General features: G+C 62.2%; 16 protein-coding genes. 6 read left to right on the forward strand and 10 right to left on the reverse strand.

All coding sequences use genetic code 11. The features are described from left to right. The first annotated feature begins 84 nt into the window (after window positions 1-84). The 3 genes from B5T_RS21650 to B5T_RS21660 all read left to right on the forward strand — a co-directional run bounded on the left by B5T_RS21650 (window position 85) and on the right by B5T_RS21660 (window position 1,852). On the forward strand, window positions 85-633 hold the full coding sequence (locus tag B5T_RS21650; protein WP_014996668.1) for a TMEM165/GDT1 family protein: 549 nt from the start codon (window positions 85-87) through the stop codon (window positions 631-633). Window positions 634-652: 19 nt separating this feature from the next. After that, a complete protein-coding gene (locus B5T_RS21655; protein WP_014996669.1) occupies window positions 653-1,192 on the forward strand; it encodes a YaeQ family protein in 540 nt (179 codons plus the stop codon). Window positions 1,193-1,291: 99 nt separating this feature from the next. Next, window positions 1,292-1,852, forward strand: a complete 561-nt coding sequence (locus B5T_RS21660) for an HdeD family acid-resistance protein (RefSeq protein ID WP_014996670.1) — start codon at window positions 1,292-1,294, stop codon at window positions 1,850-1,852. A gap of 42 nt (window positions 1,853-1,894) precedes the next feature. Here B5T_RS21660 and arsH read toward each other — a convergent pair whose 3' ends face one another. The 9 genes from arsH to B5T_RS21705 all read right to left on the reverse strand — a co-directional run bounded on the left by arsH (window position 1,895) and on the right by B5T_RS21705 (window position 10,532). Further along, on the reverse strand, window positions 1,895-2,599 hold the full coding sequence (gene arsH, locus B5T_RS21665) for an arsenical resistance protein ArsH (protein WP_014996671.1): 705 nt from the start codon (window positions 2,597-2,599) through the stop codon (window positions 1,895-1,897). Window positions 2,600-2,633: 34 nt separating this feature from the next. Then, the gene (locus B5T_RS21670; RefSeq protein ID WP_014996672.1) at window positions 2,634-3,923 is read right to left on the reverse strand and encodes an arsenic transporter; all 1,290 of its coding nucleotides are present in this window, start codon (window positions 3,921-3,923) and stop codon (window positions 2,634-2,636) included. A gap of 2 nt (window positions 3,924-3,925) precedes the next feature. After that, window positions 3,926-4,420: an arsenate reductase ArsC gene (locus B5T_RS21675; RefSeq protein ID WP_014996673.1), complete on the reverse strand. Its 495-nt coding sequence runs from the start codon at window positions 4,418-4,420 to the stop codon at window positions 3,926-3,928. A 22-nt stretch (window positions 4,421-4,442) separates the two neighbouring features. Beyond that, window positions 4,443-4,760 carry an ArsR/SmtB family transcription factor gene (locus B5T_RS21680; RefSeq protein ID WP_014996674.1) on the reverse strand — a complete coding sequence of 106 codons (318 nt, stop codon included), beginning with the start codon at window positions 4,758-4,760 and terminating at the stop codon, window positions 4,443-4,445. 230 nt (window positions 4,761-4,990) lie between these two features. Then, complete coding sequence (phoU, locus tag B5T_RS21685) at window positions 4,991-5,704, reverse strand: phosphate signaling complex protein PhoU (protein ID WP_014996675.1); 714 nt, start codon at window positions 5,702-5,704, stop codon at window positions 4,991-4,993. 25 nt (window positions 5,705-5,729) lie between these two features. Beyond that, window positions 5,730-6,620 (reverse strand): phosphate ABC transporter ATP-binding protein PstB, encoded by an 891-nt coding sequence (gene pstB / locus B5T_RS21690; RefSeq protein WP_014996676.1) that lies wholly within the window; start codon window positions 6,618-6,620, stop codon window positions 5,730-5,732. A gap of 27 nt (window positions 6,621-6,647) precedes the next feature. After that, window positions 6,648-7,916, reverse strand: a complete 1,269-nt coding sequence (pstA, locus tag B5T_RS21695; protein WP_014996677.1) for a phosphate ABC transporter permease PstA — start codon at window positions 7,914-7,916, stop codon at window positions 6,648-6,650. A 34-nt stretch (window positions 7,917-7,950) separates the two neighbouring features. Continuing rightward, window positions 7,951-9,339: a phosphate ABC transporter permease subunit PstC gene (gene pstC / locus B5T_RS21700; RefSeq protein ID WP_014996678.1), complete on the reverse strand. Its 1,389-nt coding sequence runs from the start codon at window positions 9,337-9,339 to the stop codon at window positions 7,951-7,953. A 146-nt stretch (window positions 9,340-9,485) separates the two neighbouring features. Further along, on the reverse strand, window positions 9,486-10,532 hold the full coding sequence (locus B5T_RS21705) for a PstS family phosphate ABC transporter substrate-binding protein (RefSeq protein WP_041717174.1): 1,047 nt from the start codon (window positions 10,530-10,532) through the stop codon (window positions 9,486-9,488). A gap of 256 nt (window positions 10,533-10,788) precedes the next feature. On the opposite strand from B5T_RS21705, the gene B5T_RS21710 reads away from it, so the two are divergent. The 3 genes from B5T_RS21710 to B5T_RS21720 are packed head-to-tail and all read left to right on the forward strand — an operon-like array spanning window position 10,789 to window position 13,122. Then, a complete protein-coding gene (locus B5T_RS21710) occupies window positions 10,789-11,352 on the forward strand; it encodes a TRAP transporter small permease subunit (protein ID WP_229682908.1) in 564 nt (187 codons plus the stop codon). After that, on the forward strand, window positions 11,343-12,725 hold the full coding sequence (locus tag B5T_RS21715) for a TRAP transporter large permease (protein ID WP_014996681.1): 1,383 nt from the start codon (window positions 11,343-11,345) through the stop codon (window positions 12,723-12,725). The genes B5T_RS21710 and B5T_RS21715 overlap by 10 nt, the downstream gene beginning before the upstream one ends. Before the next feature lie 4 nt (window positions 12,726-12,729). Beyond that, window positions 12,730-13,122: an acyl-CoA thioesterase gene (locus tag B5T_RS21720; RefSeq protein ID WP_014996682.1), complete on the forward strand. Its 393-nt coding sequence runs from the start codon at window positions 12,730-12,732 to the stop codon at window positions 13,120-13,122. 123 nt (window positions 13,123-13,245) lie between these two features. Here the strand turns inward: B5T_RS21720 and B5T_RS21725 are convergent, their stop codons facing one another. Then, on the reverse strand, window positions 13,246-14,382 hold the full coding sequence (locus B5T_RS21725) for a TRAP transporter substrate-binding protein (RefSeq protein ID WP_014996683.1): 1,137 nt from the start codon (window positions 14,380-14,382) through the stop codon (window positions 13,246-13,248). Window positions 14,383-14,440: the final 58 nt, after the last annotated feature.

Genomic DNA, 14,440 nt, shown 5'->3' on the forward strand with positions numbered 1-14,440 from the left:
CCCAGTTTCCCGAGGCCGTCCGCGCCTTGAGAACAGGCAGGTCCACACCGTCCGCCTTGCCCTGCCCACCGGGGAGGCGCGCTGATGGAAGCCTTTCTGTCCTCCACCCTGCTGGTTACCCTGGGGGAAATCGGCGACAAGACGCAGTTGCTGTCCCTGGCGCTGGTCTGCCGCTTTCGCAGACCCTGGCCCATTCTCGCCGGCGTCATCATCGCCACACTGATCAATCATGGCCTGTCGGTCTGGTTCGGCGACTGGCTCAGCGCGCAAATACCGGGGCAGTGGCTGCGCTGGATCCTTGGTCTGAGCTTCATTGGCCTGGGCCTGTGGATGCTGATTCCGGACAGGGACGAGGAGGTCAAGACGGATCCCCGTTTCGGTCCCTTCCTCACCGCTCTGGTGCTGTTCTTCATCGCCGAGATCGGCGACAAGACACAACTGGCCACGGTGGCCCTGGCGGTGCGTTTTCAGGAATTCTGGCCCGTGCTGTTGGGCAGCACTGCCGGTATGATCGCCGCCAACCTGCCGGTGATCTGGGTCGCCCACCGCCTTGCCGGCGAACGATTGGAACGCTGGGCCCACCGCATCAGCGCGGCGCTGTTCATCGTTTTCGGAATCTGGGCGCTGGTGTAAACCCTTTGCTGGAGTCGTCATGGCACTGAAAGCCACCATCTACAAAGCCGAACTCACCGTCTCCGACATGGATCGCGACTATTACGCCACCCATGACCTGACGCTGGCGCTGCACCCTTCGGAAACCGAGTCGCGCATGATGCTGCGGCTGATGGCGTTCTCCCTGCACGCCCACGAGGATCTGGCCTTCACCCGTGGCATCTCCAGCACCGAGGAGCCGGATCTGTGGCGGCACAATCCGGACGGCACCCTGGCGTTGTGGATCGAATTGGGCATGCCGGACGAGAAACGGCTGCGCAAGGCCTGCGGCCTGGCGGAGCAGGTGCTGGTCTATTGCTATGGTCCGCGCGCGCCGCAGGTGTGGTGGGAGAGCATGGCCAACAAAGTGCGCCGCTTCGACAACCTCATCGTTCGTCACGTCGCCGCCGACAGCGAAACCGCCCTGGCCGCGCTGGCGCAACGGAGCATGCGCCTGCAGGCCATGATCCAGGACGGGCAGTTGTGGATCGGCGATGACAGCCGCAACGTGGAGGTCGACCGGCCGCAATGGTATCCCTAGGCGCCATGCCGAAGAGCGGCTACCATCGATGACAGGCCCGCACGGAGCGGGCCTGTCGGATTTGCCATCCAACGCTGGTCAAGCAAGGAGACGCGCCTCATGACATCCGATCCCGCATCCGTATTGCTCTCGCAACTGGCCCGTCACTGGAAGGGGCTGCTGATCCTCGGCATTGTTTTCGTGGTCCTGGGCACTCTCGGCCTGGGCGCCGTCGGGTTGTTCACGCTGGTCGGCGTGCTGTGGTTCGGGGCCATTCTGATTTTCGGTGGCGTGTTGCAGATCGTGCAGGCGTTCCGCGCTTCCGGCCTGCCACGCAGCTTGTTGTTTCTGGCCATCGGCCTGCTCTATACCCTGCTGGGCCTGTATGTGGTGTCGCAGCCGCAAGCGGCCGCCAGCGCCCTGACCTTGCTGATCGCTCTCGCCCTGATGCTGACCGGCCTGCTGCGTCTGCTGCTGGCCTGGCAGATGAGTCCGGTGGTCTCACCCTGGCTGCCGGCTCTGACCGGTGTTCTGGGCCTGGTGCTGGCCGCGATGATCTTCTCCGAATGGCCGGAATCCAGTGCCTGGGTGATCGGACTGTTCATCGCCATCGAATTGCTGCTGAACGGTTGGATGCTGATCATGGTGGCGCTGACGGTTCGGCGGCGCGCCAGCTCCTGACCCCTTGGCCGCGGGTGGGAAGCTGCCCGGGCGGCGTCGGCGCTACATGGCCCTCTGGTTCACTCGCGCCGACACCTCGGCGGCGCTTTCCTTGCGCTCGGAATAGCGGTCGGTGAGGTAGTCGCTGCGATCACGCACCAGCAGGGTGAATTTCATCAGTTCTTCCATCACATCGACAATGCGGTCATAGAACGGTGACGGCTTCATGCGGTCATTGTCGTCGAACTCCAGGAACGCCTTCGGCACCGAGGATTGATTCGGGATCGTCACCATGCGCATCCAGCGGCCCAGCACCCGCAACTGGTTCACCGCATTGAAGGACTGGGAACCGCCGCAGACCTGCATCACCGCCAGAGTTTTTCCCTGAGTCGGGCGCACACCGCCCAGGGCCAGCGGAATCCAGTCGATCTGCGCCTTCATGATGCCGGTCATGGCGCCGTGGCGCTCCGGCGAGCACCACACCATGCCTTCGGACCACAGGGCCAGATCCCGCAGCTGCGCCACCTTGGGGTGATCCGCCGGTTCCGCATCCGGTAACGGTAAGTCACGGGGGTCGAAAATACGGGTTTCCGCTCCCATGGATTCGAGCAGACGCGCGGCTTCTTCTACCGCCAGACGACTGAAGGAACGTTCCCGCAAGGAGCCGTACAGCAGCAAAATCCGCGGCGGATGAGAATCGGCGGCGCCCAGTTTTTCCCGATCCGGCAGGTGGAACAGATCCGCTTGTACATTGGGCAAATCATTCATCGTTACTTTCCTCATGCCTTATGACAGCGCCCTCTTATGACAGCACCGTCAACCAGCCGGCCAGGGCCAGCAGAGTGACGGTCAACACCGGCAGGGTCAGGACAATGCCCACGCGGCAGTAGTAACCCCAACCGATCTTCATGCCCTTGCGGGCCAGAACGTGTAGCCACAGCAACGTTGCCAGGCTGCCGATGGGGGTTATTTTCGGCCCCAGATCGCTGCCGATAACGTTGGCGTAAATCATCGCTTCGCGCACCAGGCCACCGGCCTGGCTGTCATCGATGGACAGCGCCACCACCAGCACCGTGGGCATGTTATTCATGATCGAGGACAGTCCGGCGGCGATATAGCCGGTGCCCAAGGTGGCGACCCACAACTCCTGCCGTGCCAGCTGGTTCAACACACCGGCGACGGCATCGGTAAGGCCCGCGTTGCGTAAACCGTAGACCACCAGATACATACCCAGGGAGAACACCACGATATTCCAGGGCGCGCCACGCAATACTTTCATGGTGGAAATGTGATGGCCGTGACGGGCGATCAGGAACAGCACCAGGGCGCCGATACCGGCGATCAGGCTCACCGGAACCCCCATGGGTTCGGCGACGAAGAAGCCGGCAAGCAATAGCGCCAGCACCCACCAGCCGGCCCGGAAGGTTCCGGGATCCTTGATCGCTTCGCGGGGCTGGCGCAGCCTGGCGATCTCATACCCCTTGGGGACGTCGCGGCGGAAGAACAACCACAGCACCAACAGGGACGCGGAGACCGACACCAGATTCACCACCGCCATCACCGTGGCGTATTCGCCGAAGCCGATATCGAAGAAGTCCACGGAAACGATGTTGACCAGATTTGAGACCACCAGAGGCAGGCTGGCGGTGTCGGCGATGAAACCCGCCGCCATGATGAACGCCAGGGTGGCGGCGGGCCCGAACCCCAGCGCCAGCAGCATTTCAAAAACAATGGGAGTCAGGATCAGCGCCGCCCCGTCGTTGGCGAACACCGCCGCCACCAGGGCACCGAGCAACACCACCGCCGCCAGCAGCCGTCCACCATGGCCACCGCCCCAACGGGCCACATGCAGCGCCGCCCATTCAAAGAACCCGGCTTCGTCCAGGATCAGACTGATGATGATGATGGCGATGAACGCGAAGGTGGCATTCCAGACGATGTCCCAGACCACGGGAATGTCATCGAGATGAATGACACCGGTGAGCAGGGCCACCAGGGCGCCCGCGCCGGCGCTCCAGCCGATACCCAGCCCCCGGGGTTGCCAGATCACCAGCGTCAGGGTGGCGATGAAGATCAGTACCGCCAACAGCATGATCAGTGTTCACCGCGGGAGCGATGAATCTTCTGCAGTGACGCGGTCAGGCCGAGGGCGTTCAGGTCGTCAAGATCCAATGCCACCAGATCTTCGATACGGCCGCGCAGGCGTTCATAGGTGGCCTCGAAAACGGCGTCGATGGCGGCGTCATCACCTTCCGCCGTGGCCGGATCGGGAATCCCCCAGTGGGATTTGGCGGTATCCGCCAGCCAGACCGGGCACGACTCGCCGGCGGCGGCATCGCAGACGGTCACGATGGCGTCGAAATATTGGCCTTCCAGGTCGTCCATGGATTTGGAGGTGGGCCCACCCACGGGAATGCCGTGACGTTCCAGCACCGCCAAGGCACGGGGGTGCACCTGACCGCTGGGCCGGCTGCCGGCACTGGCGGCACGAATCCGGCCCCCGCCGAGATGGTTGGCGAGGGCTTCGGCGATGATCGAGCGGCAGGAATTGCCGGTGCACAGGAACAGTAATTTGAGAGGGGTGGCCATGATAGCGCTCCAGAATTGAGGGTTAGCAGCACGCCGTGTCGATGGGCGTAATCCCCAGTTGCTCGCGGGCGGGCGGCAACAGGGTATCGATGGTGGCGATCGCCCATTCCGGCAACGCCGGATTGAGCCGGTAGTGCATCCAGGTGCCCTCGCGACGGGCCACCACCAGTTCGCACTGGCGCAACTGCGCCAGATGACGGGACACCGTGGACTGCGGGGCGTCCATGGCCTCCACCAGATCACAGACGCAGATCTCCCGTTCCTTTTCCATCAGGCCCATGAGCCGGAGACGGCTTTCATCGGCAAGGCACTTACACAGTTGCGTGACGGTCAGATTCATAGCTTAATCCGTATATCCGGAATAACAGATATAATAATCACAAGCCGATCCACGCGCAACTCTTCCGTCGTCCTCCAGAGATGGTTACAAGGCCGCTGTAGGAGCTTGCCCTGCAAGCGAATTGGGCCTCGTTTCAGGAATTCGCTTGCAGGGCAAGCTCCTACAGCGGCTTCGTAGCATTGTCCGAGAGAGCGGCCCTTCCCATACATGGAAGGACCGCGACCCGTTTCTCAGCCTTTGACCTTCTCTTCCATCTCGTCCATGGAGATATGGCGGACATCCTTGCCCTTCACCAGGAAGATCACCTGCTCGGCGATATTGCGGGAATGATCACCGATGCGCTCCAGCGCCCGCAGGGACCAGATGATGTTCAGTACCCGGGAAATGGCGCGCGGATCTTCCATCATGAAGGTCACCAGGGAACGCATGGCCGAGCGGTACTCCAGATCCACTTCGTTGTCCTCGGCGGCCACGTCCAGGGCCTTGTCGGCGTCGAAGCGGGCGAAGGCATCCAGGGTATCGCGCAGCATGTTGCGTACGTGGTTGCCGATATGACGCACTTCCACGTAACCGCGCGGCGATTCGCCTTCCTCGGACAATTGCAGCGCCATGGCGGCGATCTTGGCGGACTCGTCACCGATCCGTTCCAGATCGGACACCGCCTTGGTCACCGCGATGATCAGCCGCAAGTCGGACGCGGCGGGCTGGCGCAGGGCGAGCACCCGGGCGCATTCCTCGTCGATCTGGATTTCCAGTTTGTCGACCTTGTCCTCCGCCTGCATGACTTTTTCCGCCAGGTCGGAGTCGGCGCGCAGCAGCGCGTCCAGCGCGTCCACGACCTGCTTCTCCACCAGACCACCCATCTCCATCAGATGGTTACGGATGGATTCCAACGCCTCGTTGAACTGCGATGAGCTGTGTTGACCAAAATAGGTGCGATCCATGGGCACTCTCCTCAACGTCCGGGCGTCAGCCGAACCGACCGGTGATATAGGCTTCGGTAAGCTCGTGTTCCGGCTTGGTGAACACGGTCTCGGTGTCATTCACCTCGATCAGACGACCCAGATGGAAATACGCGGTCCGGTTGGACACCCGCGCCGCCTGTTGCATGGAGTGGGTCACAATGGCGATGGTGTAGGACTCGGTCAGTTCGTCGATCAGTTCCTCGATCTTGGCCGTGGCGATCGGATCCAGCGCGGAACACGGCTCATCCATCAGCACCACTTCCGGACTGACCGCGATGGTGCGGGCGATACACAGACGCTGCTGCTGACCGCCGGACAAGCCGGTGCCCGGCGCATGCAGACGGTCTTTCACCTCTTCCCACAGACCGGCCCGGCGCAGACTGGTTTCCACGATCTCATCGAGCTCGTACTTCTTGTTGGCCAGACCATGCAGGCGTGGTCCATAGGCCACATTGTCGTAGATGGATTTGGGGAACGGGTTGGGCTTTTGGAACACCATGCCCACCCGGGCACGCAGTTCCACCACATCCATCTTCGGATCATAGAGATCCTGGTCTTCCAGAAACAGCTCGCCGGTCACACGACAGATGTCGATGGTGTCGTTCATGCGGTTGAGGCTGCGCAGAAAGGTGGATTTGCCGCAACCGGACGGACCGATCAGCGCCACCACCTCATTCTTGCCAATGTCCAGGCTGACCTTGTGGATCGCCTGGTTGTCACCATAGAACACGTCGACGTCACGCAGACGCATTTTCGGGTCGTCCACGAACGGCGCGCCTACGGTGTGCTCGGGGTATCGGGTTTCCTGCATGGGTTGCTCTTCCAGGTCGATCAACGGCTCCTCGGCATGATTCCGACCAGAAGCGTTCTTGTCCAGTTTCTCAGCGGTGTCCATCGGTCATCTCCTCTGCTAACGAGACGCTTACCAGCGACGCTCGAGACGTTTACGCAGTACAACCGCCAAGGTGTTCATGGCGATCAGGAAGGCGAGCAACACCATGATGGCCGCGGAGGTCATGGCCACGAAGGACTGCTCGGGGCTGTCTGCCCAAAGGTAAATCTGCACCGGCAATACCGTGGACGCATCCAGCGGCCCGGTGGGAACGTCGACGATAAAGGCGACCATGCCGATCAGCAGCAGCGGCGCGGTTTCACCCAGCGCCTGGGCCATGCCGATGATGGCACCGGTGAGCATGCCGGGCAGAGCCAGCGGCAGCACGTGATGCAATACCACCTGCATGCGCGAGGCGCCCAGCCCCATGGCCGCTTCGCGAATCGACGGCGGCACCGTTTTGATCGAGGCCCGGCTGGTGATGATGATGGTCGGCAGTGTCATCAGCGTCAGCACCAGACCGCCCAGGACCGGCACCGAACGCGGCACGCCGAACAGATTGATGAAAATCGCCAGGCCGAGCAGACCGAAGATGATCGAGGGCACCGCCGCCAGGTTGTTGATGTTCACCTCGATAAAGTCGGTGAAGCGGTTTCTCGGCGCGAATTCTTCCAGATAGATCGCCGCGGCCACGCCGATGGGGAACGACAGACACAGGGTCACCAGCATGGTGAAGAAGGAGCCCACCGCCGCGCTCCAGATCCCCGCCAGCTCCGGTTCACGGGAGTCCCCTCTGGAGAAGAATGAGGCGTTGAAACGGCGCTCCGTGTCACCGGCCCGCTCCAGCTCCATGGTCCAGCTTTTCTGTTCGGCGGTCATGCGGCTGTTCTCGCGACCCTTCTCGCCGGCCTTGAGGAACAGATCCACGTCATCGTCCGCCAGCAGCCACAGAGTCTGGGTGGTGCCCAGCCACTCGGGATTCTCCCGTAGCAAATCGCGCAGCTCATAGCCGGCGCCAATGCTCATCAGGGCGCTCAGCTCCCGTACCTGGAGACGTTCGGTGACCTCCGGGAAACGCGCCTTGAGGGCCTCACGGACGGCACCGTCATAGTTGCCGTAGTTCAGTTGGTCCGGGTCCCGGGCGTCTTCGATATCCAGCGTTTGCTGGTCAAATGCGATGTCCAGCTTGATGTAGTGCTCGAAGAACGCACTGTGGCCCTTGCCAATAATATCGGTGAACAGAATCGCCAGCGCCGCCAGACCGATGGCGATGGAAATAATCCCGTAGGCCCGGAATCGGCGCTCGGCACGGTATCGGCGGGCCAGGGATTTGCGTACCTGCTCGGTGGTTTTACTCATACGATGATTCTCCACTGCGGTGCCCTGGGCCCGGTCATTCGTATTGCTCGCGGTATTTCTTGACGATGTGCAGCGCCAGAATGTTCAGACACAACGTGGTCAGGAACAGCATCAGGCCCAACGCGAACGCCGCCAGGGTCTTGGCACTGTCGAACTCCTGGTCCCCGGTGAGCAGCGTGACGATCTGCACCGTGACAGTGGTCACCGCATCCAGCGGGTTGGCGGTCAAGTTGGCGGCCAGACCGGCGGCCATCACCACGATCATGGTCTCGCCGATGGCCCGGGACGCCGCCAGCAGGATGCCGCCCATGATCCCCGGCAGCGCCGCTGGAAACACCACTTTACGGATGGTTTCGGAGCGGGTGGCGCCCAGCCCCAGAGAGCCGTCGCGCATTACCTGGGGTACCGCGGTGATGACATCGTCGGACAGGGAAGATACGAACGGGATGATCATCACCCCCATCACCAGCCCCGCCGCCAGGGCCGATTCCGAGGCCACGCTCAGCCCCACCGCCTCACCGACGGAACGGATGAAAGGCGCCACCGTCAAGGCGGCGAAAAAGCCATACACCACGGTAGGCACCCCGGCGAGAATCTCCAGCATGGGTTTGGCCACCGAACGCACCCGGGACGGTGCGTACTCGGCGAGATAAATCGCCGACATCAATCCGATCGGCACCGCCACCAATAACGCGATGGAGGAAATCAGCAGGGTACCGACGAACAGCGGAATCGCGCCGAAGGCACCGGAGGACGCCACCTGATCGACTCGCAGAGCGGTTTGCGGGCTCCACTGCAGCCCGAACAGAAACTCCGCCGGAGACACTTTCTGGAAGAAGCGGATCGACTCGAACAACACAGACATCAGGATGCCCACCGTGGTCAGAATCGCCACCGTGGCGCACAGCATGAAGATCACGCGCAGGATCGACTCAACCTGCTGCCGGGCCCGCAGTTGCGGCGCGATCTTGACCCAGCCCCAGGCGGCGCCGATCAGCCCCACCGCGATCACCACCACGGTCAGGGCCATGGCACTGGTGGTTCGCAGGCCGTTGAGACGCTCGGCGGCGGCGGCGATGGCCGGGTCCACCGACTCCGGTGACAACGAACCGCTGGCGACGTTCTGGATCTGGCTGAGCAACAGACCACGGGCGCCGTCACTGTCCGGCCGGAGAGCCTCGGGCAGGCCCTGCATGACCGTCTGACGGATAATGGTATCGTCGAATGCCAGCCAGGCCCCCAGTATCAGCAGGGCCGGCAGGGCGCACCACAGGGCCGCGCGCATGGCGTAATAGAACGGCAGGGAATGGAGGTGACGGATGCCCCCCAACGGCCGTGCCAAAGCCAGTGACCGCTGATGGCCCAGGTAGTAGGCCAGCGCCACCATGACGATCAGCAACAGCAACAGATTGCCTGTTTGCATGCTCAGCTACTCCGAGATCATTGTTTGCTCGCCAAAACCCGCGGGTTTTGGCCAACAAACCGCCTTCTGCCCAGAGGGCGAAAAAGCCCGATGGCCAAGACCATCGGGCTCGAGATGACGCATCCCTGCGATCCGAGCTCCCTGAATTACAGCTCGTTACCCGTCATGGTAACCAGGCCTTGGGCCTGCTTGGCCATCTCGGCGCGCTTGTCGGCCGGCAGCGGAATCATGCCTTTGTCCACCAGGTAACCTTCCGGACCCCAGGCACGTTCGCTGGTGAATTCCTTGATGTAGCCCTCGATGCCCGGTACCACGCCCACGTGCGCTTTCTTCACGTAGAAGTACAGGGAACGGGATACCGGATACTCACCGCTGGCGATCACTTCCATGGCCGGAGCCACGCCGTTGATCTTGGCGCCTTGCACCTTACCGCGGTTCTGATCCAGGAAGGAGTAACCGAATACGCCCAGAGCGCTCGGGTTGGACACCAGCTTCTGCACGATCAGGTTGTCGTTTTCACCGGCTTCCACGTAGGCACCGTCTTCACGGATGCTGCGGCAAATCGCCTTGTACTTGCTCTTGTCCTGCTTCTTGATGGCCGCCAGCCAGTCGAAGGTTTTACAGCCGCCTTCGATAGCCAGTTCGTTGAAGGCGTCACGGGTACCGGAAGTCGGCGGCGGACCCAGCACTTCGATCTTGGTGTCCGGCAGGGAGGAGTTCACTTCCTTCCAGGTCTTGTAGGGGTTCGGTACCAGCTTTTCGCCACCCTTGGGATCCGGTACTTCCTTGGCCAGGGCCAGGAAGATATCACGCAGGGTCAGGTCGATGTGCTGAGCCTTGGCGGAGTTGGCCACGACGATACCGTCATAACCGACAACCACTTCGGTGATGTCCTTGATGCCGTTGCTCTGGCACTGTTCGAACTCGGACTTCTTCATGCGGCGGGACGCGTTGGTAATGTCCGGAGTGTCGGTGCCAACGCCTTGGCAGAACAGCTTCAGACCGCCGCCGGAGCCGGTGGACTCGATCTTGGGCGTGGGATTGCCGCCGCGACCGAAACGCTCGGCAACGGTGGTGGCAAACGGGTATACGGTAGAGGAACCCACGATGGAAATGGTGTCACGGGCGATAGCGGTCGCCGGCGCGGTGGCGAAAGCCAGAGCAGCGGCGGCCCCAACAATCGACGCTTTCATTTTAACGTTCACAGTAAGCCTCCTGGTTTCATGGCACCGGCGTTGATCCACCCCGGTTTGTTCTTTCAGGCAGGGGGCATGCTAGATTGCGTATGTGACAACAAGATTACATCCTGGTGACGGTTGCACGACCCCGTATTGCCTTACCCGGCAGGCCCGCGAACCGGAATGGACCGCCAAACGTCCATTGTTGGCTGACCCGGAGCGGCCTGATCCGTATAATCGCCGCCGAATTCTTGATCAGTGACATAACAACGTGACCGTCCTTCATTCCCCGAGACTGGCCCATTTCCAGCGGGCCCTGCACCATCTGACCTGCGTCGTCGGCAGAGCCGTGTCCTGGTGCGCCCTGCTTATGGTATTCCTGATGGTGCTGGTGGTGGTAATGCGCTACGGATTCGGCATCGGCAACATCGCGCTGCAGGAAAGCATCACTTATTTGCATGGCGCGGTGTTCATGCTCTGCGCCGGCTACACCCTGGCCCAGGACGAACACGTGCGGGTGGACGTGCTCTATCAGCACTGGGGCCCGCGCCGGCGGGCGCTGGTGAACCTGCTGGGTACGCTCTTCCTGCTGCTGCCCATCTGCGTGGCGATTTTCGCGTTGAGCCTGGACTATGTGGTGCGCAGCTGGGCGGGCCTGGAGAAATCCGACAATGGCGGCCTTCCCCTGGTCTTCATACTCAAGAGTCTGCTGCTGGTGATGCCCGTACTGCTGGGAATCCAGGCGGTGGCGGATCTGCTGCGCCACGCCATGACCCTGGCCGGAGCTTCTCAGCCCGTGGACATAGAAGACCAGGAGACCCATCCATGGACATGATTTTGCCGCTTTCCATGTTCCTGGCGGTGGGTCTGGTGCTGCTCAGCGGCTACCCGGTGGCCTTCTGTCTCGGCGGCGTCGCCCTGCTGTTCGCCATCGGCGGCCTGGCCACCGGCCTGGTCTCGGTAAACGACCTGACCTTCCTGCCCGGCCGGCTGTTCGGCATCATCAACAACACCACCCTGATCGCGGTCCCGCTGTTCGTGTTCATGGGTGTGATGCTGGAAAAGTCGAGGGTGGCGGAAAAACTGCTGGCCAGCATGGGCCTGCTGTTCGGGCGGCTGCCCGGCGGCCTGGGCTTCTCCATCATTCTGGTGGGGGCGTTGCTCGCCGCCAGCACCGGCATCGTCGGCGCCACCGTGGTCACCATGGGCCTGCTGACACTGCCCACCATGCTGCGCCGGGGCTACCAGCCGTCCCTGGCCACCGGCCTGATCTGCGCCACCGGCACCCTGGGGCAGATCATTCCGCCGTCCATTGCCCTGGTGCTGCTCGGCGACGTGCTCTCCACCGCTTACCAGGAGGCACAGCTGCGTCAGGGCGCCTGGGCTCTGGAAACGGTGTCGGTGGGCGACCTGTTCGTCGGTGCCCTGATTCCGGGGCTGGTGCTGGTGGTGCTCTACCTGATCTATATGGCGGCGGTGAGCCTGTTACGACCGGAACAGGTGCCGGCGCTGGAACGCGACGATGGGGACGGCAACGACCGCACCGGTCTGATGGCGGCACTGAGCGGCCTGATTCCGCCCCTGCTGCTGATCCTCGCCGTACTGGGCTCGATCCTGGCCGGACTGGCCACGCCCACCGAGGCGGCCGGTGTCGGCGCCTTCGGCACCCTGATCCTGGCCGCCGCCAATCGGCATTTGAATTTCACCATTTTACGCGAGACCGTGCATGGCACCGCCCGGCTCACCGCCATGGTGTTCATGATCATGATCGGCGCCAGTCTGTTCACCATGGTGTTCCGCGCCTTCGGCGGTGAAGAGGCGGTGCAGCATCTGTTCGATGCCCTGCCCGGCGGCGTCCTCGGCGCCACGGTTATGGTGATGCTGATCATCTTCCTGCTCGGCTTCATCCTCGACTTCATCGAGATCACCTTCGTGGTGGTGCCGATCGTCGGACCGATCCTGCTGGGCATGGGACTGGACCCGATCTGGTTGGGGGTGATGATCGCCCTTAATCTGCAAACCTCCTTCCTGACGCCACCCTTCGGCATAGCCTTGTTCTATTTGAGAGGGGTGGCGCCACCGGAAGTCCTTACCACGCATATTTACCGGGGCGTGGTACCCTTTGTCTTCATCCAAATCATTATGCTCGGTATCCTGGCGCTATTCCCTCAACTGGCGACCTGGCTGCCTCACCTGCTATATGGATAACAAGATGACCGATCCCAGCGACGATATCCCTCAACCCAAGGGCACTCTGGCCCTGCAAACCATTGCCATGCCGCAGAACGCCAACTGGAACGGCGATATCTTCGGTGGCTGGCTGGTGTCCCAGATGGACCTGGCCGGTTCGGTAACCGCCCGCGCCACCGCCAAGGGGCGCATCGCCACGGTGGCGGTTGATTCCATGGCGTTCCTGCGCCCGGTACCGGTGGGCGCCGTGGTGAGCTGCTACACGCAACTGCTCGATATTGGCCGCAGTTCGATGCAGATTCAGGTGGAAGTGTGGATTCGGGAAGATACCGGGGAGTTGGCCAAGGTCACCGAAGGGCACTTCACCTTTGTCGCCATCGACGACAGTGGCCGTACCCGGGCCGTGCCTCGCTAGAGAAGGGCCACGAAGCCGCTGTAGGCGCTTGCCGCTCCGCCTGCAAGCGAATGCCACCCCGAAAGCATTCGCCAGCAGGGCTGGCTCCTACAGTAGCCTTGTAGCGACCTCGGATTCAGCCGGTCAGGCGTCCTTCAACACCAGTGTGCGGCTGTTGAGCAGAGCCTGTTCGGCGACTTCCTGGTAGGGCATGGAAGCGTCGCGGAAAGCGACGATCGACTCATAAATGCGCCGTGACAGCTCATCCCCGGCGATCACCTCTTCAATCACCTGATCACTGGTGTCCTTCAGCGCCATCAGGACATCGTCCGGCAGGCGGCGCAACTGCACGCCATGCTCGTTGACCAGCTGTTTGAGCGCATCGGCGTTGCGGGCGGTGAACTCATCCAGGATGTGCTGGTTCTCCGCTTCGGCGGCGGAACGGACAATGTGCTGCAAATCCTGCGGCAGGCTGTTCCAGGCATCCTTGTTGATGATCACTTCCAACGCGGAACCCGGTTCCTGCCAGCCCGGGTAGTAGTAGTACTTGACCACCTTGTACAAACCGAAGGCCAGGTCATTATAGGGGCCGACCCAATCCGCGGCATCCAGCGCACCGGTCTGCAGGGAGGTGAACACCTCGCCGCCGGGCATTTGCACCGGAATCGCCCCCAGGCGCTTGATCACCTCGCCGGCCAGGCCGGGCATGCGGATCTTGAGCCCCTTGAGATCGTCGACAGAATTGATTTCCTTGTTGAACCAGCCGGCCATCTGCGTGCCGCTGTTACCGCAGGCCAGCGGCTGCAGGTTGAACGGCTCGTACAGTTCCTCCCACAGCTCCTGGCCACCGCCGAAGTTGAGCCAGCCGTTCATCTCCCAGGCGGTCAGACCAAAAGGAATGGTGGTAAAAAAGGGCATGGCCGAATGCTTGCCCTTCCAGTAATAAGGCGTGGAGTGCCCCATCTGGGCACTGCCGGAACGGACCGCGTCAAACACTTCGGTGGCGGGCACCAGCTCGCCGGCACCGTGCACCTTGATGGTCAAGCGGCCACCGGACATGGCATTGACGCGCTCGGCAAAGCGGTTGGCACCGGTACCCAGGCCGGGGTAATTCTTCGGCCAGGTGGTGACCAGATCCCATTTCAGCGCTTCGGCTTTCTTCTCGCCGACGGCACTGTTGTCACTGGCCGCGGGTTTTTCATCCTGGCCACAGCCCGCCAAGGCGGCGGCGCCCAGCCCCAGGCCCAGGCCCAGGGCGGAAACGAATTTGCGACGATCCATTGGTAAGTCTCTCCCCTTCGGGTTGTTGTAAGTATGTGCCCGGAACGACCGGGCACGG

Origin of the sequence: Alloalcanivorax dieselolei B5 (genome assembly GCF_000300005.1) — a bacterium.
Taxonomy (GTDB): Bacteria; Pseudomonadota; Gammaproteobacteria; order Pseudomonadales; family Alcanivoracaceae; genus Alloalcanivorax; species Alloalcanivorax dieselolei.